The organism is Maritalea mobilis, from assembly GCF_004363175.1.
GTDB classification, from domain to species: domain Bacteria; phylum Pseudomonadota; class Alphaproteobacteria; order Rhizobiales; family Devosiaceae; genus Maritalea; species Maritalea mobilis.
Window position 1 is genome coordinate 559,395 of record NZ_SNYR01000002.1, and the last position, 26,086, is coordinate 585,480.

The following is a 26,086-nucleotide window of genomic DNA, read 5'->3' on the forward strand; positions in this document are numbered from 1 at the left end:
TAATGTTATTTATCCTCGCCGATACTGCTTGGACCCCGGATCAAGTCCGGGGTGACGGCGGTAGATGGTGCGGAGCTGTAAAACTATCAGCGAGGCAAAGAGAAATCCCCTCCCCTTTTGATGGGGAGAGGTTAAGTTTGTGGTGACCACGCAGAGTTCAACTAGACGAATTTTCCGTCCAGTGCCTCGGCGATCAGTTGCTTGGTTTCTGCCACGCCATAAAGGGCGATGAAAGAGCCGAAGCGTGGCCCTTGATCTTGCCCCAGCAGCACTTGATAAAGCGCTTTGAACCAGTTGCGCAACGGTTCGAACTCGAACTCTTTGCCGATTTCAAACACAAGGGTTTGAATGGCTTCTGCATCACTTTGGTCTTCCACTTCATCCAAACGTGCGGCCAATTTTTCCATGGCAGCGCGTTCTTGATCGGTTGGGGCACGGAACTGTTTGGTTGGCTTCACAAAATCGTTGAAGTAACGAATGGCATAGCCCACCATCCGGTCCAATTCCGGGTGCGTTTCCGGTGTCGCTTCTGGTGCATAGCGGGTGATGAAGCCCCACAGCACAGATGCATCTGACGCATTTGCAGCCGAAACCAAGTTTAGCAACAAGGCAAAGCTCAGCGGCATATCGTGCTTAGGCGGCATGCCCGCGTGAATGTGCACGGCAGGGTTTTCCAACACTTCAGCAGGTGACTGTTCAGCCGCCTTTTCGCAGAAGGTGTAATATTCATCCACCGCCTTCGGGATCACATCAAAATGCAGTTTCTTGGCTGTTTTTGGCTTTTGATACATAAACAACGCCAAGCTTTCATCTGATGCATAGGTCAGCCAATCTTCAATCGACAGGCCATTGCCTTTCGATTTTGAGATTTTCTGCCCTTTATCATCCAAGAACAATTCATAGCTCAAGCTTTCCGGCGGGGTGCCGCCCATCGCCCGCACGATGCGGGAGGAGAGCTTCACGCTATCAATCAAATCCTTGCCGGACATTTCATAGTCCACGCCCAATGCGTACCAGCGCAACGCCCAGTCGGCTTTCCATTGGCACTTCACCGCACCGCCAGTTACAGGCACGGTCACTTCCTCATTTGTTTCCGGATCAACATAGGTCACGGTGCCTTTTTCCACGTCGCGGGCGATCATGGGCACTTGCAACACAATGCCGGTGCGTGGACACACAGGAAGAAACGGCGAGTAGGTTTTTTGCCGCTCTTCACCAAGCGTTGGCAAAATTACCTTCATTACGTCATCATAAACTTCAAGCATACGCAAAAGCGCCGCGTCCAAACGGCCGGACGTGTAATAATCCGTCGCGCTCGCAAATTCATATTCAAAGCCGAAATCGTCCAAAAACTTGCACAAACGTGCATTGTTGTGATGGGCAAAACTTTCATATTCATCTGAAAACGGGTCAGGCACTTTGGTCAGCGGCTTGCCAATATATTCTGCCAAGCGCTCTTGGTTCGGTACGTTAGTTGGCACCTTGCGGAAGCCGTCCATATCATCAGAAAAGCAAATGATCTTTGACGGAATTTCATCTTTGGTCAAAAGCCGAAATGCATGGCGCACCATGGATGTGCGCACAACTTCGCCAAACGTGCCGATATGCGGCAAGCCCGATGGGCCGTAGCCTGTTTCAAAAATCACTTCTTTCTTGCCGGATTTCTCCACACGTTTGAGCACCTTTTTTGCCTCTTCAAAAGGCCATGCGCGGGCATTTTGTGCCGCGTCAAAAAAATCAGCGTCAAAAAGTGTGGGGGTGTTTGCCATTTTGGCGTCCCTTTCCGGTTTAAATTTTGTTTTTACGGCCAGGCCATCATTGCGCGTTCACCTTGCGCGAAAGCCCGTGCCTGCGGCATTTCGCACGTTGCGCCGATGGCGTCAATAGGATGGAATTTTTTGAAATTATATAAAGCTGCTGTCTTTTGCTTGTAATTGGCGCATCAGAGCCCTAACTTTCAGTCAGATTTTGGGGCAAGCAAAGAGGGTTATTCATGTCATTGTCACCACAAGAAGCACTGATTTACATTATGGTCGTCACCTCCGCAGCGGACCGGAAGATGGACGATTCAGAATTGAAGCGGATTGGGTCCGTTGTGCGTCAATTGCCGGTTTTTGAAGATTTTTCGGAAGATAGTTTGCCATTGGTGGCAGCCGATTGCGCCAAAATGTTGGATGCGGATGGCGATTTGCAGAGCGTGATCGACGGCATCACCAATGATTTGCCATCACATTTGAACGACACTGCCTATGCCTTGGCTGTGGAGATTGCCGCTGCTGATTTGCAAATCCGCCCGGAAGAGAGCCGCGTGCTTGATTTGCTGCGCATGAAGTTTGGTTTGGACAAATTGACCAGCGCCGCCATTGAAATGGCCGCCCGCGCGCGTCACCGCACCGTGTAGCCTTCAGCGCACTCGCCTATTTTGAAACGCGCTTGATGCCAATCGAGCGCGTTTTTTATTGCTCACATACTGTTCACAGCCATTTGCTTTTTGTGTGGCGCACGCCCATGCTAAAACAATCCGAACAAAGGAGAATTTATGCCTGAACTTGGATTTAATGAAGGCGCATGGCGGTTTGGTGCTTTTGTGATTGTGTTGCTGATCATGATCGCGTTGGAGGCCGTGTGGCCAAGGCGCGAGCGTCGGCACACGCGGCTACGCCGTTGGGCAACCAATTTTGGCATCCTGTTCTCTGATTATCTGGCGGTTACATTGGTGGTGTTGCTGGTGCCAGTCACCGCTGTCATCACCGCCTTATTCGCCCAGCAATATCAAATTGGCATTTTCCATTGGCTCGATTGGCCTGTTTGGGTGGAATGGTTGATCGCGTTTTTGGTGCTTGATTTTGTGATCTGGGGGCAGCATGTCATCACTCACAAAATTCCGATTTTGTGGCGCATTCACCGGGTGCATCACACTGATCAGGATTTAGACGCCAGCTCCGCCGTGCGCTTTCATCCGCTGGAGATCATTCTTTCCATTTTCATCAAATCGGCTGCGGTGTTGTTGCTTGGCACAAGCGCGGTTTTGGTGGTGATTTTCGAAGCGGTGGTCAATGGCTCAGCCCTTTTCAACCACGCCAATTTTAAAATCCCCACCAAGCTCGACCATGTTTTGCGTTGGTTCATCGTCACACCGGATATGCACCGCATTCACCACTCCATTGAGCGGCGCGAACATGACACCAATTATGGCTTTGCGCTCAGTATTTGGGATCGCCTGTTTCGGGTTTACAGCGTCGAGCCGGAACTAGGCCATGATAAGATGATTATCGGTCAACCTGACGCGCAAGAAGAAGGGCCAGAGACCTTTTTATGGTCGATTGTTTTGCCGTTCTTTAAAATGAAATCGCGCAAAAAGGACCAAGCGTCTAATCATAAAAATTCACAGGAAACCACTTGAGGTAAAGCTCAGTGAATTTGCCTTTTTCTTGCAAACGGCGCAGGCCAATATTGATGGCGCGGCGGGTTGCATCGTTTCCGCTTTTCACCGCGACGGTTAGGCCAGCGCCAAAATATTCGGCTGAAAAGTAAGGCCCATCAATAAAGGCACAGCAGTCAGGGTTCTCATTCAGCCAAAATGAGGCCCGCATCCCATCAACAAATGCGCGATCAACATCGGCAAATTTTACCGCTTCCAGCGCTTCAAACTCATTGTCATATTCAACAATTTCAAGCGCTTTAAAATGCTTGGCCAAAAACTCAGCTTGGCTGGAGCCTTTGCGCACCGCCACCTTGTTTTTGACCTGATCACTAGAGCGCAATTGCCCTTCCTGCCGCCCAACAAAGCGGGCAGGAAACTTCAAATAAGTTTGTGAAAAATCCATCAGCTTTGCCGTTTCCGGGGCAACGGCCATCGCAGCGATCACAGCGTCACCCTGATTGTTTTCCAACGCCGATGCCAATTGCTCCCAAGGCCAAGACTGCATGGTGCATTTAATATCAATTTCCGCGCAAAGCGCCTCGGCCAGCTCCACATGAAAGCCAGTTAAGTCCCCAGTCGCATTGCGAAAATTAAGCGGCGGAAAATCAGTTGTGGTTAAAAACCGGATCGCGCCCACTTGGCTGGCGTTAAACACATCTTCATGGGCATCCACATCCACATGATTGGGCAAAGTCTGCGCCATTGCTGCCACTGCGAATGCAGTCAAAATAAAACCCAAGGTTGAAGTGAGAGCCAATTTTACAACTAATTTCAAATACTTATCCATAAACTCTTTGACTCAAGTACATCCATTTGCCACAGTTAAGCTTATTTTATTTAATTTTTATAGCGATTTACATTGTTTCGTTTCGAGAGCGATATTTCCGCTGCCCATTTGTTGCAGCAAATTTTATCTCCCTATCAAATCGGCCAAGCCGAGATTGAGCGGCTTCTTCGTTATGCCCGCGAGCAGCAGATTGAACCGCTCACCCTGTGCGCCGCGCGCTTTCACCTTACCGAAGCCCAGCTTTATGAACAATTGGCCAATCTGATCGGATTGGCCTTTTTTAATGTGGTGCCCGCAAGTCGCCTGCACATGCCGCAAGTGGACAATGTCGCGCGGCTTTCGGGCGTAAAGATGATCCGCGCCACCGTGTTGGATCGCGAAGTGTTGTTCATGTCGCCTGGCTTAGCCAAGTTTGCCCAGTTGGCAAATCAGTTGCGGCAACAGCCGCATCTTTCGCAACAGATATGTGTCGTGCCACCAAAGGCGTTACAGAGGGCGGTTCGGCAGGTTCAACGCCCGGCGCTTTATCGCCATGCAGTGCAATCTCTTTCCCGCATCTGGCCGCGGGCCAGCGCCCATTTGGGGCTTGGCGGGGTCAAGCGTTTTATGTTTTTGGCGGCGGTGCTGGGTGTCGCGGTTCTGTCCGCTTGGGACCCGCCGATTTTAGAAATTTTGCTGTTCGTCTTTTTGGCGCTACTTTATGTCAGCCCCGCCAGTTTCCGGCTTTACGCTTCGCTATATGGGTTGATGCTCGGCCATGGCCGTCGTCCCAAATTGTTGGGCGATGCGTGCCTGCCGATTTACAGCATCATGATCCCTTTGCGGGATGAGGCGCAGTTGGTGCCGCAATTGGCCGATGCACTCAAGGCGCTCAATTATCCGCCCGAAAAACTCGACATAAAATTTGTCGTGGAATCCGTCTCGCCAGACACGATCGCCGCAGTTGAGCAAGAGTTGGACTATTTGCCCTTTGAACTGGTTGAAGTGCCTGATGGCATGCCCCGCACCAAGCCCAAAGCGATAAACTTCGCGCTGCCGTTGGTGCGCGGCGACCATGTTGTGGTTTACGATGCAGAGGATATTCCACATCCCAATCAATTGCGTCTTGCCGCAACCTTATTTGCCCAAAGGCCAGATATTGATTGTTTTCAAGCTGAGCTGCTGATCGACAATAGCGGCGAGAATGCACTTACCGCGCTGTTTGCCACTGAATATGCGGCACAATTTGCGTTGATCATGCCTGCCCTTGCAGATTTGAACATGCCGGTTCCACTTGGCGGCACATCCAATCATTTCCGCACCGCTTCCTTGCGCTATGTTGGCGGGTGGGACAGTTTTAACGTGACTGAAGATGCGGATTTGGGCATGCGCCTTGCTCGCGTAGGCATGCGTTGTGCCATGCTGCCTTCGGCCACGCGAGAAGAAGCGCCGATCAATATTTGGCCTTGGGTGAAGCAGCGTACACGATGGATGAAAGGCTGGATGCAAACACTTATGGTACATTCCAGTGAATTGCGCGTGCTGCAAATGCAGTTGGGCTGGCGCAACTTCTTGTTTTTCTATCTCTATATTGGCGGCATGGTGTTTGCCGCGCCTATGCATGGCATTTTTCTGATCAAATTCACTGGGGAAGCGCTATATTATCAAGGGGAGCTGCCCGCGCGCTTAGCGCATGCGTGGCCCTATTTTATTGTGCTGTCCATGACCTATGGTAGCGCCTTGATCTCCGGCATTTTAGGCCTTATCCGCACTGGCAAGCCCTTGCTGATCGTCTATCAGGTGCTGCTGCCCTTATATTGGGTCCTCACACCTGTGGCCACTTTGCGCGCGGCCTGGCAATTGGCCGTTGATCCTTTCAGTTGGGAAAAAACCACGCATGGTAAAACCCGCGTGCAGCGCAATTTGTGGGCGAAACGGCAAAACCGCACCAAGCGCGTTTTGGTGCAATTGCGACGCGTTAAGCGCCAATGGGTCGCCAAAGCTAAACGCCGCGCCACCACCACAGATTGATCTTTTGCTGGAAAAACAATAGGACAAAATAAGGATTTGATGGCGCAAAGAGGTTGGCGTGGGCAGTTTTGTAGAACAAGTTAAACAGGCGAAAGACAATTTGGCACCCGTTTTGCCCGCAACGCCGCTGCAGCGCAATGTGCATCTATCACAACAATATGGTGCCGAAATTTACCTCAAGCGCGAGGATTTGACCCCGGTCCGGTCTTACAAATTGCGCGGCGCGTTTAACTTTATTTCCAAGGCGCTTGCTGCTCATAAGGGTGAAGCCAAGCCTCACTTTGTGTGCGCCTCTGCGGGCAATCATGCGCAAGGCTTTGCCTTTAGCTGCGCCCATTTTGGCGTGCACGGCACCATTTTCATGCCCGTCACCACGCCACGGCAAAAGATCGACAAGACTAAGATTTTCGGTGGCGAGTTTGTTGAAGTGAAGCTCACGGGTGATATTTTTGATCAATGTTACGCTGCCGCACAGCAATTTTGCACCGAACAGGTCGCGCATCTGGTGCCGCCATTTGATCATGCAGATATTGTTGAAGGCCAAGCCACCATCGGCTTGGAAATTATGGAGCAGTTGGAAGATAACGCGCCAGATATGATCATCCTGCCTGTCGGCGGTGGCGGGTTGAGCGCTGGGCTGCTGCAATTGTTCCGCGAGATTGCGCCGGACACCGAATTTGTGTTTGTGGAACCTGCTGGTGCGCCGAGCCTAAAGCGTAGCCTTGAAACCCAAACACGATTGAAGCTCGATAAGATTGATAATTTTGTCGATGGCGCAGCCGTTGCGCAGATTGGCGAGTTGAATTTCGACATTTTGAAAGATGTGCCCAGCGACCATGTGCATTTGGTGCCCGAAAATCGCTTGTGCGCCACCATCAGCTCATTGCTGAACATTGAAGGTTTGGTGCTGGAGCCTGCCGGTGCTCTCTCCATCGACATGTTGGAAGATTTGCCCGCCGACCGCATTGCAGGCAAAAATATTGTGTGCATCGTTTCTGGCGGCAATTTCGACTTTGAACGGCTGCCGGAAGTGAAAGAAAAGGCGATGAGCTATCGCGGGCTGAAGAAATATTTCATCCTGCGCCTGCCGCAGCGCCCGGGTGCCTTGAAAGACTTTTTGAACATGCTTGGGCCCGACGATGATATTGCCCGATTTGAATATTTGAAAAAGTCGGCGCGCAATTTTGGTACGGTGCTGTTGGGCATAGAAACCAACGATCCGGCCAATTTTCAAGCACTGTTTGATAAGATGGCCGCTGCTGGCTTTTCCTATCAAGACATCACTGAAAACGACCTTCTGTCGAGCTTGATTGTCTAATGTTCGCTGCGGGAACCACCAGTTCTTTGCAATATCAGCGGCGTCGCCTCGCGGCGGTTCTTATCGCTATTTTCTTGCTGGCCGTGTCCTTTCTGGTGATCTATGCCGCCGCCTTTTCTACCTTTAAGGCCAGCGAATTGGAGCGGGCTGAAGGCCGGGCCGAGTTTTATCGCACCACATTAGAAAGCGCCTTGGATCGGCTTGAACACTTGCCCTTTATTGTCGGGCAAGACCCAGCGGTTGTGCGCGGGCTAACTGATCCAGATAGCCGCGACGCCCTTAACCGCCGTTTGGCCGATTTTGCCAGCCGTGCCAATGCCGAAGCGCTGTATGTGATGGATTTGACGGGGCTTACGGTCGCTGCCTCAAATTATGCTGAGCCTGTGAATTTTATCGGTGAGAATTACAGTTTTCGCCCCTATTTTCAAACCGCAAAAAGTGGCCAGCGTGGCAAGTTCTTTGCCATTGGCGCCACCACCAAACGGCCTGGCTTTTTCGTCGCAGAACCTGTGCGCAATTTGGCGGGCAAAATCATCGGCGTGATTGCGCTCAAGATCGAGTTGGATGAACTGGTCGCCGCTTGGCAAGCATCCGGCGAGAAAATCCTGATCACCAATCTGGATACAATCATTGTGCTCGCCAGTCAGCCCGATTGGCATTACCGCACATTGCTGCCCATCAGCGAAGAGCGCCTGTTGGATATCCGCAATATGCGCCAATTCGGGCAAGAGGCGTTGCAGCCATTGGATTGGACACGTTTAGACGATGACGAAATCGATTTTGCGGGGGAACGCCATATTGGTGTGCGCGTTCCGGTAAAAAGTCAGCCTTGGCAATTGCACTTTATCGTCAGCACCGCGGGGTTGCAGGAACGAGCCTTATTCGTCGTGTTCCTCGCGGCCATTTCTGTCGCTCTTTTGGCCATTCTCTTCATCTTTTGGCGATCTGAGCGGTTGCGCCGCGCGCTCCATGCCTCACATCAAGATCGGCAACGCCTGTTGCGCGAGATTGAAGAACGCAAGGCCACTGAAAAGGCGCTGGCCAAAACTCAAAAAGAGCTAGAGAAATCCAGCCGCATGGCCGCCCTTGGCCAGTTGGCTGCATCGGTGACGCACGAACTGGGCCAACCCCTTTCTGCCATGCGCAATTATATTGCGATTGAGGAAATGGGCGCCACGCAAAAGCCGGACAGTCTGGCCACCCGCCTTTCCTCGCTGGTGCGGCGCATGGAAAATATCACCCGCGATCTGCGGTTTTTCTCGCAGCCAAAGCAAGACCAGCAATCCCCGTTCGATATTTCCCGCGCCATCGACAATGCGGTGGGCTTGGTGCGCCATGATGTGCAGGCGAAAGAGATTGAGCTACAGGTTAAAGCCCCAAGTCCCGGTGCGCAGATTTTGGGCAATAGCGCCCGGTTTGAGCAGGTGCTGGTCAATTTGCTGCGCAATGCCATCAGCGCCGTGGATAATGTGGATGCGCCCCGCATTGAGATTGGCTGGACGCTGGAACTTGGTCAGGTCGTTATCTTTGTTGCGGATAATGGCCACGGCCTTAAGGGGCAACAGATTGAAGATTTGCAGGAGCCATTCCGCACTGACAAGCCTTCTGGCGAGGGTATGGGGCTTGGTCTTGCCATTTCTGCGTCCATTGTGAAAGAACATGCGGGCGAATTGTTTGCCGAAGATAATGATCATGGCGGGGCCACCTTCACGGTGTTGGTGCCGCCTCTCACCCCCCTTGATGAAGAGAGCACAGAATGAGCGACGCCGAGCAAAAAAGACGCCCCTTCCGCGCGCTTGTGATCGATGATGACAAGGAAATGCGCCTTTCGCTCTCACACCTTTTGGATGCAGCAGGCTGGCGCGTGGAACTGCTCAGCGGCATTACGCAGGTGGAGCAAAAGCTCAACCAGTGGCAGCCAGATGCCATTTTGTCTGATGTGCGGATGCCCGGTGGATCGGGTTTGGAGTTGCTGCATCTTGAGCAACAAACACCGCCAATCGTGCTGATCTCTGCCCATGGTGATATTCCCATGGCTGTGGAGGCTATGCGCGCCGGGGCCTATAGTTTTTTGGAAAAGCCGTTCGACCCACAGCGCCTGTTGCGGATCATGAACAATGCGGCGGAGCGCCATCGCCTGACGCAAAATACCCAGCGCTTGCAGGAACGATTGGCCAAGCTCTCCGGCATTGACCGGGTATTGCTCGGCCAGTCACCGCAATTGCAAACCGTGCGCGAGCAGATCATCGATTTCAGTTCCACCCCTGCCCCGGTTTTGATTTCGGGTGAAACGGGCACCGGCAAAGAACTGGTGGCCCGCGCCATTCATGATTTGAGCGACCGGGCAGATCAACCTTTTATCGCCATGAATTGCGCCACCTTTGAAGCCAGCAGCTTTGAGCGCATGGTGTTTGGTGTGCAAAATGAAAGTCTTGGCACCTTTATGCAAGCCGAAGGCGGCACGCTGTTCTTGGATGAGGTGGCCTCGCTCAATCCCGACATTCAAGCCAAACTGCTCCGCGCTATTGAGCATCGCGAAATTACCCCTATTGGTTCAGACAAACCGCAATCGGTTGATGTGCGTATCGTCTCGGCTTCCAATGAGAATTTGGATGATGCCATCGCCGCAGGCCGCTTCCGAGAAGATTTATATTACCGCCTTTCCACCGTGGTGATTGATCTACCGAACCTTCGGTCGCGCAAGGACGATATTGTGCTGCTGATGCAGCACTTCCTCGCCCATTACGCCACGCTTTACGAAACCGCAGCCCCTGAATTGGACGCCGAAGAGATCGCTACCCTGTTGGCGCATGATTGGCCGGGCAATGTGCGCGAATTGCGCAATGTGGCTGAACGGCGGGTGCTTTCCGCCCGCCGCGGCGGCGGCTCCATCAGCGCCTCCATGCGGCTCGACAATGAAATGGGCAATGTGCCCGAAACATTGCGCGAGGCTGTCGCGAGCTTCGAGCGGAGCCTGATCGCCAAAGCCATCCAAACCCACCAAGGCCGCATGGACGCTGTCGCCGAAGCGCTCGGCATTGGTCGGCGGACGCTGAATGAGAAGATTGTGAAGCTGAACTTGGATAAATCTGAGTTGCTTTAGTTTTGCCTCACGGTTGATCGGTGCCTTCGGCAGGGCGGCACAAAAGTACGCCGGGGTCCTCGCTGCGCTCGTCCGCCTTTTTCCCTACTAAAGTTTGCCTGAGCCTGTTAACTAGCAACCGCATTATCCTTGGGTCTGATCGAGAGTTATTGACCTTCGCCATCTCCCTCCGTCATTACCGGACTTGATCCGGTAATCCATGTAGCGGCGGCGTGTTGGAAGGGCCTGCCTTAATCAATGCTACTGCACTAATTTTGCCCAAACCTCTCGCATCACCCTGGACAGTGTCTAATTTTTGCCGTGCTTCTCACTCCCACACGTCACCCCAAGACTTGATCTTGGGGTCCAATTCACATTTCAAAACGTGATCTCGTTTAAATATGTATCTCAAGCACTTCGATTAAAGGACAGCGCAAATGGATTACCGGATCAAGTCCGGTAATGACGTGAGAGGGTGTGACGATCCCCAGCACAGCATGTAAGTGGTGCACCAATTGGCGGGGATGCCGGGGTAGTGAGCGCAGCGAACGACGGCGGCAAAAAGACTGAGCACAGCAACCACCGCCGCCCACAAAATCCGCCCTGCGGAAATCCGCAGGGCCGTGCTTTTCCCATTGGCAGTTTTCTTCATACCCAAGCTTCTCGCCCCCACCTAATCTATTGGCAGCATCGACTCGGCCAAGGGCTGGGACGAATTGTGCAAACAGATTTGGGTTAGGTTTTCTTGGGAGGAACAAGATGAAGACCATTACGAAAACAGCCATCGCTGCGCTTTTGGGCATGTCCTTTGTGGGCGAAGCCGTTGCGGTTGAGTGGAATGTGTCCCTTTGGGGTCAGCGCCGCGCATTTACCGAACATGTTGAGAAATTGGCCGAGTTGGTCAGCGCAAAAACCAATGGTGAGTTCACGCTGAACTTGTCTTATGGTGGCTTATCGAATAACCGCGAAAATTTGGATGGCATCTCCATCGGCGCGTTTGAAATGGCGCAGTTCTGTGCGGGTTATCACGCGGATAAAAACCCATCCATCACCGTGTTGGAACTGCCATTTTTGGGCGTAACCTCGCTTGAGCAAGAAATTGCTGCATCCATGGCGGTTTATAATCACCCGGCAACGCAAGCGGATTTGGGCCGTTGGAACGCAACATTGCTGATGCCATCGCCTTTGCCGCAATATAACTTTGTGGGCGTTGGCGAAGCGCCGCGCAGCTTGGATGATTTTGAAGGCTTGACCGTGCGCGCCACTGGCGGCATTGGCAGGGCGATGGAAAGCATTGGCGCTGTACCAAACTCCATGTCGGCCACCGAAGTGCGCCAAGCGCTTGATTCAGGTGTTGTGAAAGCCGTGTCTTTTGCACCGCATGCGCACATGTCTTTCGGCACAATTGAGAGTGGCGAATGGTGGACCACCAACATGAACCCAGGCACTGTGAACTGCCCTGTTGTAGCCAACACCGATGCGTTGAATAGCTTGTCTGATGCGCACCGCGAGGCCTTGTTGAGCTCTATTCCAGAGTCACTTCAATATTATGTTGATTTCTACAACAACCAAACCATGGCAGCTTGGGGCCCAGCGCTTGATGAGCGTGGCATTGAGCGGATCACCTACACAGACGAAGAGTTGGACAATTTCCGTTCAGCCGCTGGTGATATTGCCAAAAACTGGGTTGAAGAAAACAACGCCAAAGGCTTGCCAGCGCAAGAATTGCTGGATTTGGTCAATTCAACATTGGCAAATTAATCTGAACAATCGGCCACGCTTGTCGTGGCCGGTTTCTTTTTTGCTATTGGTTTTCGGGGGAGGACACCATGGCGGGCACAGCTTCCGTTTTGACGGATGACAGCTTTTTAAGCCGTTTAGATCAACGGCTCTTTTCCATCGAAAAAATACTGATCCTGATCGGCGGCTTGGCGATTTTCTCGCTTATGCTCATGGCCGTTATTTCAGTTGGCGGTCGCAACTTTTTCAACCGCCCCTTGCCGGGCTATGTGGATTGGATTGAGCAAGCCATGCCGCTGATTGCCTTTGTGGGCATCGCTTACACTCAGCGCGTGGGCGGCCATATCCGCATGGATATTTTGGTTGGTCAGCTCAAAGGTCGTCTACTGTGGCTTGCTGAGTTTGTTTCCACCTTTGCGATGCTTGTTCTTACGCTTTTGCTGCTTTGGGGTTCGTGGGCCCATTTCCAACGGTCGTTTGATTTCAGCGTGCCCATGTGGAGCCGCGACTCCTCCATTGATATTGGCTTGCCGCTTTGGCCCGCCAAATTGCTGGCGCCCATTGCGTTTTTTGTGCTTTCCCTGCGTCTTACCATTCAATTGTGGGGCTTTGGCCGCGCGGTGAAAACAGATGCGACCAATCCTGTCGCCGTGCCGCTGATTGAAGATGCAGCCACCCAAGCGCAACGCGAAGCTGAAAGCGTTTCCGGCCTTGAGGAGGACAGCAAATGACCACGATTGATATTGGTTTGATCGTTACGGGGCTGTTGCTTCTGATGGTCTTGATCGGCGTGCGCGTGGCATTCGCTGCTGCGATGGCTGGCGTTATCGGGCTGGTGTGGGTGTTCTGGTCAAAAAAGGGATATGACCCGAACCAGTTCTTCTGGGCCTTGAGCGTTGCCGCGAAAACTGCGGGGCAAGTGCCGCACTCAAAGGTGTCCTCGCAGGCCCTTTCCTTGATCCCCACCTTCATTTTGATCGGCTATCTCGCCTATTATGCGGGGCTAACCAAAGCCCTGTTTGAGGCGGCCAAGAAATGGGTTGGCTGGTTGCCGGGCGGCATGGGCGTGGCCACTGTTTTCGCCACGGCAGGCTTTGCCGCCGTGTCTGGCGCGTCTGTTGCCACGTCAGCAGTATTCGCCCGCATTGCCATTCCTGAAATGTTGAAAGTCGGCTATGACAGGCGATTTGCAGCTGGCGTTGTGGCCGCGGGCGGCACGCTTGCATCCTTGATCCCGCCATCTGCCATTTTGGTGATTTATGCCATTATTGTAGAACAGGATGTGGGCGCTCTATTGCTTGCGGGCTTCTTGCCCGGCGCTGTATCCGCCCTCATTTATGGTGGCTTGGTGGTACTGTTGGCCACGTTCAACAAAGATCTTGGCCCGCCAGTGCGCGGCTTTACGTGGGGCGAACGCTTTAAAGCCCTGCCCCCTGCCCTGCCGATCTTTGCGGTGGTGATCATCATTATTTGCTTTATCTACAACCCGTTTGGCGGCGATGCCTGGGGCACGCCGACAGAGGGTGGCGCGATTGGTGCGTTCATCATCTTCGTGATGGCCCTAATCCACGGCATGAAGTGGGGGCAGTTTAAAGACGCACTCACCGAGTCAGCCAAATTGGCGGTTATGATTTTCACCATCATTTGGGGCGTGTTGATCTATGTGCGCTTTTTGGGCTTTGCCGATTTGCCCGGCGCGTTTTCGGATTGGATCACCTCGCTTGATCAACATCCGATGATCATTCTCATCATGATCCTGTTGGCCTATGCGGTGCTAGGCATGTTTATGGATGCGATTGGCATGTTGCTGCTGACCCTGCCTGTGGTGTTTCCTGCGGTGATGGCGCTCAATGGCGGCATGGATGTCACGGCTGCGGAAAGTGCCTTTGGCATGAGCGGCTGGGGCTGTGCCATCTGGTTCGGCATCATTGTGGTGAAAATGGCAGAGCTGTGTTTGATCACCCCGCCCATTGGGCTCAATTGTTTCGTCGTTGCCGGGGTGCGCGATGATATCTCAGTGCAAGACGTTTTCCGCGGTGCTACCCCGTTTTTTGTCGCGGATGCAATCACCATCGCCGTGCTTATTGCTTTCCCGAGCATTGTGTTGTGGTTGCCTGGCCTTTTGTTAGGCTAGTCATCTTCATTGAGATCATAAGGGCGGGGAAATTCCCCGCCCTTTTTCTTTGTGCCATCTGTTGAAGACGCGTCAGGTTAAACCCTATTCAGATGGCGGTGGGAGAAAGTTCACTTCGTGCAATGCAGACAGGCGCACCACTTCATCTGGGTCGCCCAAATCATGCAAAGCTTCAAACAGATCAAAGAGTTTGCGGCTTGGTGCCACACCGAAAAAGCAGTTCGCATCCTTGCCGGATTTGTTGGTGATGCCGTGGGCAATGCCCATGGGCATGCGCACCGTGTCGCCCGCGCGGGCGGTCAAAATTTGATCGCCAAAGGCCAGTTCCAGTTCGCCATCCAACATGGTGATCCACTCATCCTGTGTGGGATGGATGTGCGGCGGCACAAAGCTTTCTGCCGGCAAAAGTGCGTGCCAGATCATGGCGTTTTCCGAGTGCAGTTTGGGGATATAGGTTTGGCCCAAAATGTTCCATTTGGTGCCTTCAAGGCCTTCCCCTTTGGCGGTAATGCCTGGTGTTAATGTCATTTTCTTCTCCTCCTAATTCACCCGATAGTCCGGGGTTGAATCCAAAAAGCGGCGATAGGCGTCGGCGTCCGGCGGGGTAAAGTTCTCCGCCAGCGGATTGCGCCGCCGAACTTTGGCGCCCATATCGTCCAGCAATTCATCAAAATGTTTGAAATGGTAAGGGGCAACACACAGCCCGCCATAGACTTTGGCCGACGGTTTTTCATGCCGCTTCCAGTGCAACATCTGTTCGATATTGTCGTTCATTTGCTGTTCGGTGGGCTGCTTGGCCAATTTGCCATCGGCATAGCGCACCAGCCAGTTGGCCGCGAGGTCCGCGCACAGCACGGTGCAGAAAGATGAGTTGAAGCCCACAAAGCCCATATCCGGCAAATCAGGATTGGCGATGATGCGGTAAAGCCGATATTGCCCATCCTCTTCAACTAGCTTGTCCTGATATTCTTTCGGCAAATAGGGCACGCCCAGCTTCCAGCCCACCGCCAGAATGGCGAGGTCTGTTTTCACCTTTTCGCCGCCAGTTAGCACCACGCTGTCGCCTTCATATTCTTTGAAGGTGCCTTTGATGCAGTTGATGCGGCCATCGGCAATCATATCGAACAGGCCGGGGGTGACGATCGGCACGGAGCAATTGATCTCATCCTCAATTTTGATTTCTGGCCGCAGCCCAGTCTTTTTCAGCTTAAGCTGCATGGTCAGCAACGCTTCAAGTGCGCGCCAATTTGCCCACACAAAGGGCTTGCCGATCACATGCGCAAACTTCTGCATTGGGTTCAACCCCCAGCTGGGGAACATTTGCTCCTGCTTGCGGATATAAAGGATGCGTTTGAAATTGATCAGTCCGCCAATGAAGTAGGGCACCCGCCACACCGAAGTCAAATAGACTATGGTCACAGATTTTGCGCCATTTTTCACTGCATTCACCGCAATGTCGGTTGCAGATTTGGAAAAGCCCAGCACGGTGACATTTTTGCCGTCAACGATGGACGGGTCGGTATATTCAGATGAGTGCATCACCTCGCCGCCCTGCGCTTCAAATGCTTCTTGGCCAGGGTGGGTGAGAATATTTTTCTCGCTGAATTGCCCGGTGCAGACGGAGACAAAATCAAATTCCTCGGTGCTCTCTGCCCCGTTTTGATCCACCAAGTGAAGCGTCCAGCCTTTTTGCCCGTCCGTGCGGCGAGTCATTTCTGAAACGCTTGTGTTGAAGCGAATATGGTCGCGCAGATTATAGTCTGCGGCATAGCTATCTAGATAGGCATGCACCTGCGGCCCCTTGGGCCATTCCGGATAATCATCCGGCATGGGTTTATCGGTATAGCGATATAAATCTTTGGGGCTTTGGGTTTGCACATCTGGATAGGACCGCGACAATTCCCACACGCCGCCCAAATCATGGCTGCGTTCGATAATGGTCACATCGTGACCTTTTTCCTTGAACGTTTTTGCGGTTACAAGTCCGCTTACCCCAGCGCCGATTACGGCCACCTTTTTCTTCGTTGTCATCGTCCCCTCCTCCAAGCCGATTGCAACATTTATTATTTTATGCCTAAACTAAATGTCAGATAGAGGGAGGCGGCTATCCGAAAAACGCAAAATAATGCGGATATCGCCGCCGGGTGGAAGGCACCTTATGGAGCCACTGGCTAAATATCGGCTGTTTCAATCGGCTGAATTGGAGTGTGCGCGGGAGATGGTGGCGCAGAAATATTGCGCCCATCGGCTCGATTTTGTTGCGCCGCAATCGCGGCTGGACGCGGTGCATAACCACGTGGCCCTGCCCGGTTTGTCGTTCAATTATATGCGCTATGGTGGCGCGGTGCACATCAATCCCGGTGAGTTGGAAAAGTTCTATTTGATCCAAATTCCTTTGGCCGGTGGTGCGCACATCACCAATGGCAAAATGGAAGTTGAGAGCACTGTTGAGTTTGCCAGCATCCTCAATCCAGACTTAAAAACGGACATGGTGTGGCACGCGGATTGCGAAATGTTGCTGGTGCAAATCGATGCGCAGCATCTGCGTAAACAGGCGGAGCTGATGCTCGGTCGTTCGCTGAACGCCCCTATTCGGTTCGATCCTAAATTGCGGATGCGTGCCAAACAGCTTGGCCCGTGGCGGCAACAATTGCGGTCCATCTTTTCAGATTTAGACGCAGGCGTGGCCCCGCATGGCCTATCGGAACTTCTGCTGCAATTGTTGGAAGCGGCGCCCAGCAACATTCAATGTTTCTTTGATGCTGCGCCCGTGCATCTTGCACCCGCACAAATCAAGCGGGCCATGGCTTATATCAAAAGCGAATATCGATCGGACATTAGCTTGCAAGACGTGGCCCACGCCGCTGGCGCATCGCTGCGGGCGCTGCAATATGGGTTTAAAGAAACTTATGGCGTGACGCCGATGCAAATGGTGCGGTTGGAGCGGTTACGCCGGGCGCATTATATGTTGCAAGGGGCGCATGGCGATCAAACCGTCACACAAATTGCGTCGGATTTAGGCTTTAGCCATTTAGGGCGATTTTCACTGGATTATCGGGATGCCTTTGGCGAAACCCCGCAGCAAACGCTGAATTTCGCCAAACAGCAATTGATCTAATTATTCATTCGGCAGCACTGCGGTGCCTTCAATTTCGATCAGCGCCTCATCTTCTACCAGCGCCGACACGACCACCATGGTCATTGCGGGAAAATGGTATCCCAGCACCCGACGATAAGCAGCGCCCACCTCTTTTTGGTGATCCAGATAGGTTTGCTTGTCGGTCACGAACCAGGTGAGACGGGTCAAATGTTCGGCTTTGCCGCCCGCCGCTTCCACAACATCCAAAATGTTGCGGAGCGCCTGTTCCATTTGGCCGATAAAGTCTTTGGCTTCAAAAACCTGATCTTTCGTCCAGCCGATTTGACCGCCCACATACAGCGTGCGCCCTTCAGCAAGCATGCCATTGGCATAGCCTTTTGCGGGCTTCCATCCTTCAGGGTGTACAACAATATGTGCCATTATTCTTTTTCCAAATAGAGTGTCATTTTATCTTTAAGCTCTGGCGACCATTCAATGGGTCGCCCAGTGGATTTGGTGATGTGCACCAAAGTCATGGTGCTTTCCACCTTTGTTTGCGCATCATGAGTGCCCCACACGCGCACTTTCACGCTGGTGCGGCCTACCCGTTCAACAGTGAGGTGCCATTGCCATTCTTCGCCCAGTTTGCCCGGCGCATTGAACGTAGCTTCCACGCTGGCGGTAGGCACTGCCGTTTGGTCGGCCACATGCATTTGCGCGAAGGAATAGCCAATCGCCTTGTCGAACCAGCGCTCGATGGTGAGATTGATCATCTCGAAAAAGCGCGGGTAAAACACAATCCCTGCTGGATCGCAATGCTGGAACAATATGTCCTGATCGATGGTGAAGGTTTTGCTCATCAGACCCCCAAATAGCGATCAGCCAGATCGTCCGTTAGCGCGTCCGGCGTGCCCGTCCAAACAGTTTCACCGCGCTCCAAGATCACACAATGATCGGCCAACGGTAGCAATTCACTGAGGCTCTTATCTACGATCAAAATCGATTGCCCTTGCGCTTTCAGCTCTTTCACCGCCCGCCAAATTTCATCGCGGATCACGGGCGCTAGCCCTTCAGTTGCTTCGTCCAGCACCAGCAATTTGGGGTTGGTGGTCAAAGCGCGGCCAACGGCCAGCATTTGCTGTTCACCGCCTGAAAGCGTGTTGGCCAATTGGTGCTTGCGCTCTTCCAGCCGAGGGAACAGTTGATAGACCTTTTCAAGTGTCCATTCGCCCTCACGCTGGGCAGCCACTAGGTTTTCTTCAACGGTCAAATTGGAAAAGCAGCGTCGGCCTTCCGGCACCAGACCCACGCCCAATTTTGCCACCTTGTGGCTGGGCAATTTATTGACCAATGTACCGTCAAAATGGATGTCGCCTTTGGCGGGTTTAGACATTTTGCAAAGGGTGCGGATGGTGGTGGTTTTGCCCATGCCGTTGCGGCCCATCAGCGCTACCACTTCGCCCTGTTTCACTTCAAGCGACACACCAAACAGTGCCTGTGACGGGCCGTAAAACACCTCAATATCTTTGATGGAAAGCAGAATGTTTGACATTAGGCTGCACTCCCCAAATAGGCTTCGCGTACCGCTGGGTTATTGCGGATATCCTCCACCGATCCGGTGGCGATCACCCGGCCATAGACCAGCACGGAAATCCGGTCAGCCAGCGAGAACACTGCATCCATATCATGTTCGATCAATAGGATCGGCGCTTCATGGCGCAGTTCATCGAGAAAGCCGATTAGCTTTTTCGAGCCTTCCGGTCCCATGCCTGCCATTGGCTCATCGAGCAGGAAGGCTTTGGGGTCAAGCGCCAGCGCCATCGCGATTTCAAGCTGACGCCGTTCACCGTGTGACAGCTCAGCTGTCATGATATGTGCGCGTTCTTCCAAATTAACGCGCTTTAGCGCCGCCATTGCGGGCTCGGTCAGGTTGTTGTCGCCACGCACATTTTTAAAGAAGCGATAGCTGGTGCCCAATTTTGATTGCACCGCCAGCATCACATTGCGCAACGCGGAAAACTCCATCACCAATGATGAAACTTGGAAGGTGCGCCCCAGCCCGGCCTTCGCCCGGTCGGCCACGTCCATGCCCGCCAAGTCTTTGCCGTTAAAGATCACTTTGCCGCTGTCGGAACTAAGCTGGCCACAGATCTGTTTGATCAAAGTGGATTTACCTGCCCCGTTCGGCCCGATCAGGGCGTGAATTTCACCCTTCTTTAGATCGAGCGTCACATCATCAGTGGCCTTCAGCGCGCCGAAATTCTTGTTCAAATTTTGGATTTGCAATACAGTTTGATCAGTCATGACGTGCCTTTCCGGCCAGTAGGCCAATGGCCCCACCGCGGGCAAACAACACCACGCCGAGCAGCACAAGGCCCAAATAGAACTGCCAAAATTCTGTCATGCCGCCGAAAATAAATTCGAAGATGATAAAGATCAGCGCGCCCACGACAGGACCATATAGCCGACCTACGCCGCCCAAAATCACCAGCACCATGATCTCGCCAGACATGTGCCAAGACAGCATGGTGGGCGACACGAAGCGGTTCAAATCCGCCATCAGCGCCCCGGCCAAGCCGGTGATCATGCCGGAGATGACAAACGCGGTGAGCTTGATGTTGAACGGGCGAATGCCTGTTGCGGCCAACCGCTCTTCATTTTGCCGCGCTGCTTGTAGCGCCGCACCAAAACGTGAGTTTTTGATCATGGCCGAAAGGCCCAATCCGGCAAACATCAGCGCAAGGCAGATATAGAAGAAGCTGGACGGATCAAGCGTATTCACGCCCGGGAACTGGTTGCGGACATAGATGGACAAGCCATCCTCGCCGCCATAGGTGGGCCATGAGATCATGAAATAATAGATCATTTGCGCGAAGGCCAAGGTGATCATAATGAAATAAACACCCGATGTGCGCAGGGAGAGCAGCCCGATAAACAGGGCGGCAATGCCGCTCATCACAATCGCCACCAGCCAAATGATCAGCATCTGATTGGTGCCTTCGATCACGAAAGGCCAAGTGAAAATAGGCGTGTAGGTTTGCGCGTGACTGGCCAAGATGCCCATGGCATAACCGCCAATGCCGAAGAATGCTGCATGGCCGAAGCTCACCAAACCGCCGGTGCCAAGGGCGAGGTTTAACCCCACCGCCGCGAGGCTCAAAATGGCCACGCGGGTTGCCAGCGTAATGTAGAATGGTTCATCCATCGCGGTGGCGATGAAGGGGAACACCAGCAGCCCAAGGCTGATGATAATGTTCAAAAAGGTTTCTCTGGAAAGATTAGGCATTGTTGCTCACCAACCCTTCCGGCTTGAAGATCAGAATGACCGCCATCAGCACATAAATTGACATGGAGGACAGCGCCGCACCGACAGAGTTGGCGGCTGCCGTGTCCATAAATAGATTGAAAAAGCCCGGCAGCGTGACACGCCCAAGCGTGTCGACCACGCCCACAAGGATGGAACCGATCAGCGCGCCTTTAATCGAGCCGATACCGCCGATCACGATCACCACAAAGGCCAAGATCAGCACGGGTTCGCCCATGCCCACTTGCACCGACTGGATGGCCCCCATCATCGCCCCGGCAAAGCCAGCTAAAGCAGCGCCGATGGCGAACACTATGGTATAAAGCGTGGCGATATTTACGCCGAGCGCCGCGATCATTTCGCGATCCGCTTCGCCCGCCCGAATGCGAATGCCGAGGCGGGTTTTCGTGATAAGGAGATAAAGCCCCAGCGCCACTAGACCGCCGACAAGGATAATCGCCAAGCGATAAGCAGAATATTGGAAACCGCCAAACAGGGTGACTGGACCGGCCAAAAAGCCCGGTGCATCCAAATATAGGGGGAAAGAGCCAAACACCATCCGGCAGCCTTCGGAAAGGATCAGGATCAGTGCAAACGTAGCCAACACTTGGTCGAGGTGATCGCGATCATATAATCGTCTGATCACAAACATCTCGATCAAGACACCAGCGAAACCAGCTGCGACGATGGACGCCACAAGGCCAAGCCAGAACGAGCCTGTAGCCGCAGCCACGGCCGCACAGGCAAATGCCCCGATCATATAAAGCGAGCCGTGCGCCAAATTGATCAGCCCCATCACGCCGAAAACCAGCGTCAGGCCAGCAGCCATCAAAAACAGCGTCACGCCATATTGCAAGCCGTTTAAGAGCTGTTCAAATAAAAGAGTGGTGGACATAATTTCCCCAGCGGTTTGAAGGTTGGCGGGATGGAAGCATCCCGCCAAGCAACTCAGTTATTATTGCAATGGGCAATCAACCGCATAAGCATCTTGGTGATCGGTCAGTGCCAGACCCAAGATTTTGTTGGTCAAAACGTCACCCTCTTTCACCACTTCACGTACGTAAATGTCTTGAATGGGGTGGTTGTTGTTGCCGAACTTGAAGTCACCGCGGGTGGACTTAAAGTCAGCTTCTTTCAAGGCTGCGCTGAATGCTTCTGTGTCTTTCACATCGGCTTTGTCCAACGCAGAAAGGATTAGATTTGCCGCATCAAAGCCTTGGCTGGCATAGAGCGATGGCAAGCGATCATATTTCTCTTGGAATGAAGCAACAAACGCATTGTTGGTTTCGTTGTCGATGTCTTTGCTCCACTGTGACGAGTTGCGCACGCCAAGTGCCGCGTCGCCCACAGCGCCCAAAATGCCTTGGTCGAATGAGAAGGCTGGGCCCATCACAGGCAGATCAACACCAGAAGCGGCATATTGCTTCATGAACGCAATACCCATGCCGCCTGGCAAGAAGAAGAACACGCTGTCTGCACCGGAATCGCGGATTTGTGCGATTTCAGCAGCATAGTCAGTTGCGCCCAATTTGGTGAACACTTCACCCGCCAATTGGCCGCGATATTCACGCTTAAAGCCGTTCAACGCATCTTGGCCAGCCGGATAGTTTGGCGCTAAAATGAAGGTGTTTGTATATTCAGCCACATTGGCGTAAGCGCCCATGGCTTCGTGCAAATTGTCGTTCTGCCATGCCACGTTGAAATAGTTGGCGTTACAGCCCTTGCCTGCCAAAGCAGATGGACCAGCGTTTGGCGACACATAGATTTTGCCTTGCGCCACGGCTGATGGCACAACCGCCATGGCCAAGTTTGACCAGATGATGCCCGTCAAAATATCCACTTTTTCAGATTGGATCATTTTATCGGCGATTTGCACGGCCAATTCAGGCTTTTGCGCATCATCCTCGATCACGACTTCAACATCGTCGCGGCCAGCTTGTTCAATCGCCAGCATAAAGCCATCGCGCACATCCACGCCCAAGCCAGCGCCACCGCCGGACAAGGTTGTGATCATGCCGATTTTCGCGCCTTCGGCCATGGCTGAGCCGCCAAGGGCTAAGCTCATCGCCACTGCGCTGGCCATAATTGTTTTTAGCGTCTTCATAGTTTCCTCCCAAACTGCGAACCTAAGGTTCGCCGATTACAACACTTCACGACAGGTGAAGCATCTAGCTTGCCCTTTGCCTCTCCCAAAGCAAAGGCCAATTCTCGCAACAATGGGCAAAATACCCAATCGCCGCAAAACTCTAATAGTTACATCCATGCATGAATCTTAATATATTTCAATATTAAAATATCATGCTTAAAATATCTCAATCATCAACCTGATCCGTGGCCAATTTGGTCAGCTCGCTATCCGCCTCTTCCAAATCTGCAATCACGTTGAAATGGTGTTTGTAGGGCACTTCCACCGCATCGGTGTCCACGCCAAGTCCCGTCCAGATATTGGTCAAAAGCTGGTTTTGCCGCAAGAATTCGGGTCGCTCTTCTGCGCCCACCCAGCAGGTGAGGTTCACGCCGCCAAGCGGTTCGCGTAGTGCGGCGCTTTCCGCCCGCGCCTCAGCCAAATCCAGCTGCAGCCCGTCATTCATGCGGGTGTTGAGCAAGGGCCGCAGATCGTGCAAACCGGAAATCGAAATCACATGGTTCAGGCGCGCCTGTACCTCTTTTGACAAAGGAGTGTCTGCGCACATCATGCGCGACACCAAATGACCACCGGCGGAATGGCCCGCAATGCGAATGGGGCCTTTCACCTTGGTCGCGGCATAAAGGATCGCCGCGCCAATTTGCTGCGTCATGGTGCTGATCCGCGCTTCCGGTGCCAAAGTGTAAGAGGGCATGGCCACGGCCCAGCCACGTGCAATTGGCCCCGCTGCCAGATGCGACCAAGCGCTTTTATCAAAGCTCAGCCAATAGCCGCCATGCACAAAAACAAACAGGCCTTTCGGCGTGCCTTCCGGCATAAACAAATCAAGTTTTTCCCGCTGGGCATCGCCATAGGCCAAGTCCAACTCAGCACGATTAGCAGCTAGCATCTCGTCGCGAAACCGCTCAGACGCACGCTCCCAATGCTCCACATAAGAGCCTGAATTCTCGATGTAAGCGCCATTGGCATAGGCATCGTCCCAATCGCTGGGTGTTGTCCAGTTTGGCAGTCCGTCACGCATCTATTGGTCCCCTTTGTAAGGCAGCGGCTGGTTGATAGCGCCCGTTCAAATGTGCTGGGGCATTGGCATCCAACTGCGCCAAAATCTCTCGCACCCGATCAAGCCCGATTTCAGCGAAAAATGCAAATGGGCCTTTCGGAAAATTCAAGCCTAATTGCATCGCCAGATCAATATCTTGCGGCGTGGCTACTTGGTCGTCGACGGCGGAGGCGGCTTCATTGATCAGCGTCGCTAAAATGCGCTCCGCAATTTGCTGCTGTTCGCTTTCGGCAAGGGTTGCATCTGCTTCGTCTGTCACGAAACCTTTGCCGCTTTTGCCGCCCAAATTCCCTTGCTCAACCTGCTGCTTTAACTGGTTAAAAACATAATAACGCGGATGGTGATCAAAGGCTTCTGCCATGGTTTCGCTAGCAGCCAAATTGATGTCTGCGCCCACTAGATCTATCAGTTCAAATGGCCCCATGCGGAACCCTTGCGCCCGCATCGCCGCATCAATTTGGTGGGCCGAAAAGTCGCCTTCTTCCAAAATCGCCAGCGCCTCGCCATAAAAGGGCCGCGCACAACGATTGACGATAAAGCCTGGGCTATCTTTTACCTTGATTGCCGTTTTACCAATTTGATTGAGATAAATGACGAGGTCATCACATCGTATCTGAGATACGGGTGGGGCTGTGATGACCTCGACAAGCTTCATAATGTGGGCGGGGTTGAAAAAGTGCAGACCTAGCGCCCGGTCTTTATGGGTTAGATTGGCAAAAATATCGGCAACGCTGAGCGATGAGGTGTTGGTCGCCAGCAGCGCTTCTGAACCACAAACCTCTTCCAATTGAGCGAACAGGGTTTGCTTGACGTCTAACCGCTCGACAATGGCTTCGATCACCAGATCACAATCGGCGAGATCAGCTAATTTGCTCGCTGCATTAAGCCGCGCCTTGGTGGCCGCCGCATCATCGGCGCTCACCCGCCCTTTATCCACGGCACGTGTCAAAGTTTGGCCTACCGCGTCCAGCGCCGAGGTCACCGCATCCTGGTGCACATCAAAAAGCTGCACCTGATGGCCGGTTTGCGCAAAAAAGAGCGCGATATTGCGCCCCATCACGCCTGCCCCCACCACGCCGATTTTGTTCAGCTCAGCCATTATTTGCCCTCAAATGTCGGTTTGCGCTTATCAAGAAAGGCCGCCACGCCTTCAGCCTTATCGGTAGTGCCCAGCAATATTTCAAAATCGCCTCTGGTTTCGCCCAACACATGTTTCAGCGGGGTTTCGGCGCTTGCGACAATCGCCTTTTTCGCCGCCTGCATCGCCAAGGGTGCGCGCAAGGCCATACGCTCGGTCAGTTTCGCCGCAAAAGGCAGCGCCCCATCTTCGGCCATGTAGCTGATAATACCCCAATCATTGGCGGTAATCGCATCGACAATCTCGCCACCAAGCACAATGCGTCCGGCTCGTGCGCGGCCCACCATTGCGGTCAGTCGCTCAATACCGCCTGCGCCGGGGATCAGGCCCAGATTGGGTTCTGGCAAGCCGAATTTGGCGGTGGTGCCCGCCACGATCAAATCGCACATTAGCGCCAGTTCAAATCCGCCGCCAAGGCAAAAGCCATCCACTGCCGCTACCAGCGGCAAAGGGCAATTGCGGATACGCCTCCAATGGGCTTTGCGCGGATCGAGATAGCCTTCTTCACGGCCTTTATCTTTTATCTCATTGATATCGGCGCCCGCGGCGAAATGCTCTCCTTCGCCGCAAATCAGCACTGCGCGCACGGTTGAGGATTGGGCGAAATCGTCCAACGCATCGGCAATCTGCCCCAACAATTCTGTGTTGAGTGCATTGCGCTGCTTTTGTCGATCAATGCTGAGAATCGCCCACGCGGCATTGCAGCCTTTTATGTCCACTTGCTCTATGCGCAGCATATTTTGCTCGCCCATACATCCTCCCTATCAGCCTTAAGTCTTCACCAAAAACAAATATATTTCAAGCCTAAAATTTTGAGCTTGAAATATCTTGTTTCAGATGCAATCATACTCACCATGCGTGATC

Annotated in this window: 24 protein-coding genes; 10 read left to right on the forward strand and 14 right to left on the reverse strand. The window is 53.0% G+C overall.

Annotation, left to right across the window (positions count from 1 at the left end; all coding sequences use genetic code 11):
- Nucleotides 1-161 precede the first annotated feature (161 nt).
- Complete coding sequence (locus ATL17_RS10555; RefSeq protein WP_133572759.1) at nt 162-1,769, reverse strand: lysine--tRNA ligase; 1,608 nt, start codon at nt 1,767-1,769, stop codon at nt 162-164.
- Nucleotides 1,770-1,993: 224 nt separating this feature from the next.
- Between ATL17_RS10555 and ATL17_RS10560 the strand changes: the two genes are divergently transcribed.
- Both ATL17_RS10560 and ATL17_RS10565 read left to right on the forward strand, forming a co-directional pair.
- Nucleotides 1,994-2,401 (forward strand): tellurite resistance TerB family protein, encoded by a 408-nt coding sequence (locus ATL17_RS10560; RefSeq protein WP_133572760.1) that lies wholly within the window; start codon nt 1,994-1,996, stop codon nt 2,399-2,401.
- A gap of 138 nt (nt 2,402-2,539) precedes the next feature.
- Nucleotides 2,540-3,403, forward strand: a complete 864-nt coding sequence (locus ATL17_RS10565) for a sterol desaturase family protein (protein WP_133572761.1) — start codon at nt 2,540-2,542, stop codon at nt 3,401-3,403.
- Here the strand turns inward: ATL17_RS10565 and ATL17_RS10570 are convergent.
- Nucleotides 3,372-4,151: a transporter substrate-binding domain-containing protein gene (locus tag ATL17_RS10570; RefSeq protein WP_166639002.1), complete on the reverse strand. Its 780-nt coding sequence runs from the start codon at nt 4,149-4,151 to the stop codon at nt 3,372-3,374. The genes ATL17_RS10565 and ATL17_RS10570 overlap by 32 nt on opposite strands.
- A 132-nt stretch (nt 4,152-4,283) precedes the next feature.
- On the opposite strand from ATL17_RS10570, the gene ATL17_RS10575 reads away from it, so the two are divergent.
- The 7 genes from ATL17_RS10575 (at nt 4,284) to ATL17_RS10605 (ending at nt 14,495) form a co-directional block, all read left to right on the forward strand.
- Nucleotides 4,284-6,221: a glycosyltransferase gene (locus ATL17_RS10575; protein WP_133572763.1), complete on the forward strand. Its 1,938-nt coding sequence runs from the start codon at nt 4,284-4,286 to the stop codon at nt 6,219-6,221.
- A gap of 58 nt (nt 6,222-6,279) precedes the next feature.
- Nucleotides 6,280-7,539, forward strand: coding sequence for a threonine ammonia-lyase (gene ilvA / locus ATL17_RS10580; protein WP_133572764.1), 1,260 nt, complete (start codon nt 6,280-6,282; stop codon nt 7,537-7,539).
- The gene (locus ATL17_RS10585; protein ID WP_133572765.1) at nt 7,539-9,299 is read left to right on the forward strand and encodes a sensor histidine kinase; all 1,761 of its coding nucleotides are present in this window, start codon (nt 7,539-7,541) and stop codon (nt 9,297-9,299) included. The genes ilvA and ATL17_RS10585 overlap by 1 nt, the downstream gene beginning before the upstream one ends.
- On the forward strand, nt 9,296-10,642 hold the full coding sequence (locus ATL17_RS10590; RefSeq protein WP_133572766.1) for a sigma-54-dependent transcriptional regulator: 1,347 nt from the start codon (nt 9,296-9,298) through the stop codon (nt 10,640-10,642). The genes ATL17_RS10585 and ATL17_RS10590 overlap by 4 nt, the downstream gene beginning before the upstream one ends.
- A gap of 738 nt (nt 10,643-11,380) precedes the next feature.
- Nucleotides 11,381-12,382 carry a C4-dicarboxylate TRAP transporter substrate-binding protein gene (locus ATL17_RS10595; protein ID WP_133572767.1) on the forward strand — a complete coding sequence of 334 codons (1,002 nt, stop codon included), beginning with the start codon at nt 11,381-11,383 and terminating at the stop codon, nt 12,380-12,382.
- Between the two features lie 68 nt (nt 12,383-12,450).
- Nucleotides 12,451-13,092 (forward strand): TRAP transporter small permease subunit, encoded by a 642-nt coding sequence (locus ATL17_RS10600; RefSeq protein ID WP_133572768.1) that lies wholly within the window; start codon nt 12,451-12,453, stop codon nt 13,090-13,092.
- The gene (locus tag ATL17_RS10605; RefSeq protein WP_133572769.1) at nt 13,089-14,495 is read left to right on the forward strand and encodes a TRAP transporter large permease; all 1,407 of its coding nucleotides are present in this window, start codon (nt 13,089-13,091) and stop codon (nt 14,493-14,495) included. The genes ATL17_RS10600 and ATL17_RS10605 overlap by 4 nt, the downstream gene beginning before the upstream one ends.
- A gap of 84 nt (nt 14,496-14,579) precedes the next feature.
- Here the strand turns inward: ATL17_RS10605 and ATL17_RS10610 are convergent, their stop codons facing one another.
- Nucleotides 14,580-15,023 (reverse strand): cupin domain-containing protein, encoded by a 444-nt coding sequence (locus ATL17_RS10610; protein WP_133572770.1) that lies wholly within the window; start codon nt 15,021-15,023, stop codon nt 14,580-14,582.
- A gap of 12 nt (nt 15,024-15,035) precedes the next feature.
- On the reverse strand, nt 15,036-16,526 hold the full coding sequence (locus ATL17_RS10615) for a flavin-containing monooxygenase (RefSeq protein ID WP_133572771.1): 1,491 nt from the start codon (nt 16,524-16,526) through the stop codon (nt 15,036-15,038).
- Nucleotides 16,527-16,653: 127 nt separating this feature from the next.
- On the opposite strand from ATL17_RS10615, the gene ATL17_RS10620 reads away from it, so the two are divergent.
- Nucleotides 16,654-17,613 (forward strand): AraC family transcriptional regulator, encoded by a 960-nt coding sequence (locus tag ATL17_RS10620; RefSeq protein WP_166639003.1) that lies wholly within the window; start codon nt 16,654-16,656, stop codon nt 17,611-17,613.
- Here ATL17_RS10620 and ATL17_RS10625 read toward each other — a convergent pair whose 3' ends face one another.
- The 10 genes from ATL17_RS10625 to ATL17_RS10670 all read right to left on the reverse strand — a co-directional run bounded on the left by ATL17_RS10625 (nt 17,614) and on the right by ATL17_RS10670 (nt 25,974).
- Nucleotides 17,614-18,015: a RidA family protein gene (locus ATL17_RS10625; RefSeq protein WP_133572773.1), complete on the reverse strand. Its 402-nt coding sequence runs from the start codon at nt 18,013-18,015 to the stop codon at nt 17,614-17,616.
- A complete protein-coding gene (locus tag ATL17_RS10630; protein ID WP_133572774.1) occupies nt 18,015-18,434 on the reverse strand; it encodes an acyl-CoA thioesterase in 420 nt (139 codons plus the stop codon). Before ATL17_RS10630 ends, ATL17_RS10625 begins: the two co-directional genes overlap by 1 nt.
- The gene (locus ATL17_RS10635) at nt 18,434-19,126 is read right to left on the reverse strand and encodes an ABC transporter ATP-binding protein (RefSeq protein WP_208111185.1); all 693 of its coding nucleotides are present in this window, start codon (nt 19,124-19,126) and stop codon (nt 18,434-18,436) included. The genes ATL17_RS10630 and ATL17_RS10635 overlap by 1 nt, the downstream gene beginning before the upstream one ends.
- Nucleotides 19,126-19,878: an ABC transporter ATP-binding protein gene (locus tag ATL17_RS10640; protein ID WP_133572775.1), complete on the reverse strand. Its 753-nt coding sequence runs from the start codon at nt 19,876-19,878 to the stop codon at nt 19,126-19,128. The genes ATL17_RS10635 and ATL17_RS10640 overlap by 1 nt, the downstream gene beginning before the upstream one ends.
- Nucleotides 19,871-20,860, reverse strand: a complete 990-nt coding sequence (locus ATL17_RS10645; RefSeq protein ID WP_133572776.1) for a branched-chain amino acid ABC transporter permease — start codon at nt 20,858-20,860, stop codon at nt 19,871-19,873. Before ATL17_RS10645 ends, ATL17_RS10640 begins: the two co-directional genes overlap by 8 nt.
- A complete protein-coding gene (locus tag ATL17_RS10650; RefSeq protein WP_133572777.1) occupies nt 20,853-21,773 on the reverse strand; it encodes a branched-chain amino acid ABC transporter permease in 921 nt (306 codons plus the stop codon). Before ATL17_RS10650 ends, ATL17_RS10645 begins: the two co-directional genes overlap by 8 nt.
- 60 nt (nt 21,774-21,833) lie before the next feature.
- Nucleotides 21,834-22,982, reverse strand: coding sequence for an ABC transporter substrate-binding protein (locus tag ATL17_RS10655; protein ID WP_133572778.1), 1,149 nt, complete (start codon nt 22,980-22,982; stop codon nt 21,834-21,836).
- Between the two features lie 208 nt (nt 22,983-23,190).
- Nucleotides 23,191-24,045, reverse strand: a complete 855-nt coding sequence (locus ATL17_RS10660; RefSeq protein WP_133572779.1) for an alpha/beta hydrolase — start codon at nt 24,043-24,045, stop codon at nt 23,191-23,193.
- Nucleotides 24,038-25,183, reverse strand: a complete 1,146-nt coding sequence (locus tag ATL17_RS10665) for a 3-hydroxyacyl-CoA dehydrogenase NAD-binding domain-containing protein (RefSeq protein ID WP_133572780.1) — start codon at nt 25,181-25,183, stop codon at nt 24,038-24,040. Before ATL17_RS10665 ends, ATL17_RS10660 begins: the two co-directional genes overlap by 8 nt.
- On the reverse strand, nt 25,183-25,974 hold the full coding sequence (locus ATL17_RS10670) for an enoyl-CoA hydratase-related protein (RefSeq protein WP_208111186.1): 792 nt from the start codon (nt 25,972-25,974) through the stop codon (nt 25,183-25,185). Before ATL17_RS10670 ends, ATL17_RS10665 begins: the two co-directional genes overlap by 1 nt.
- Nucleotides 25,975-26,086: the final 112 nt, after the last annotated feature.

Coding starts and splice junctions, on each gene's coding strand:
- ATL17_RS10645 (WP_133572776.1), bottom strand. CDS start 20,860: ATGCCTAATCTTTCCAGAGAAACCTTTTTGAACATTATCATCAGCCTT.
- ATL17_RS10660 (WP_133572779.1), bottom strand. CDS start 24,045: ATGCGTGACGGACTGCCAAACTGGACAACACCCAGCGATTGGGACGAT.
- ATL17_RS10590 (WP_133572766.1), top strand. CDS start 9,296: ATGAGCGACGCCGAGCAAAAAAGACGCCCCTTCCGCGCGCTTGTGATC.
- ATL17_RS10555 (WP_133572759.1), bottom strand. CDS start 1,769: ATGGCAAACACCCCCACACTTTTTGACGCTGATTTTTTTGACGCGGCA.
- ATL17_RS10635 (WP_208111185.1), bottom strand. CDS start 19,126: ATGTCAAACATTCTGCTTTCCATCAAAGATATTGAGGTGTTTTACGGC.
- ATL17_RS10560 (WP_133572760.1), top strand. CDS start 1,994: ATGTCATTGTCACCACAAGAAGCACTGATTTACATTATGGTCGTCACC.
- ATL17_RS10600 (WP_133572768.1), top strand. CDS start 12,451: ATGGCGGGCACAGCTTCCGTTTTGACGGATGACAGCTTTTTAAGCCGT.
- ATL17_RS10670 (WP_208111186.1), bottom strand. CDS start 25,974: ATGGGCGAGCAAAATATGCTGCGCATAGAGCAAGTGGACATAAAAGGC.
- ATL17_RS10630 (WP_133572774.1), bottom strand. CDS start 18,434: ATGAGCAAAACCTTCACCATCGATCAGGACATATTGTTCCAGCATTGC.
- ATL17_RS10595 (WP_133572767.1), top strand. CDS start 11,381: ATGAAGACCATTACGAAAACAGCCATCGCTGCGCTTTTGGGCATGTCC.
- ATL17_RS10625 (WP_133572773.1), bottom strand. CDS start 18,015: ATGGCACATATTGTTGTACACCCTGAAGGATGGAAGCCCGCAAAAGGC.
- ATL17_RS10565 (WP_133572761.1), top strand. CDS start 2,540: ATGCCTGAACTTGGATTTAATGAAGGCGCATGGCGGTTTGGTGCTTTT.
- ATL17_RS10665 (WP_133572780.1), bottom strand. CDS start 25,183: ATGGCTGAGCTGAACAAAATCGGCGTGGTGGGGGCAGGCGTGATGGGG.
- ATL17_RS10620 (WP_166639003.1), top strand. CDS start 16,654: ATGGAGCCACTGGCTAAATATCGGCTGTTTCAATCGGCTGAATTGGAG.
- ATL17_RS10655 (WP_133572778.1), bottom strand. CDS start 22,982: ATGAAGACGCTAAAAACAATTATGGCCAGCGCAGTGGCGATGAGCTTA.
- ATL17_RS10615 (WP_133572771.1), bottom strand. CDS start 16,526: ATGACAACGAAGAAAAAGGTGGCCGTAATCGGCGCTGGGGTAAGCGGA.
- ATL17_RS10650 (WP_133572777.1), bottom strand. CDS start 21,773: ATGTCCACCACTCTTTTATTTGAACAGCTCTTAAACGGCTTGCAATAT.
- ATL17_RS10640 (WP_133572775.1), bottom strand. CDS start 19,878: ATGACTGATCAAACTGTATTGCAAATCCAAAATTTGAACAAGAATTTC.
- ATL17_RS10585 (WP_133572765.1), top strand. CDS start 7,539: ATGTTCGCTGCGGGAACCACCAGTTCTTTGCAATATCAGCGGCGTCGC.
- ATL17_RS10605 (WP_133572769.1), top strand. CDS start 13,089: ATGACCACGATTGATATTGGTTTGATCGTTACGGGGCTGTTGCTTCTG.
- ATL17_RS10610 (WP_133572770.1), bottom strand. CDS start 15,023: ATGACATTAACACCAGGCATTACCGCCAAAGGGGAAGGCCTTGAAGGC.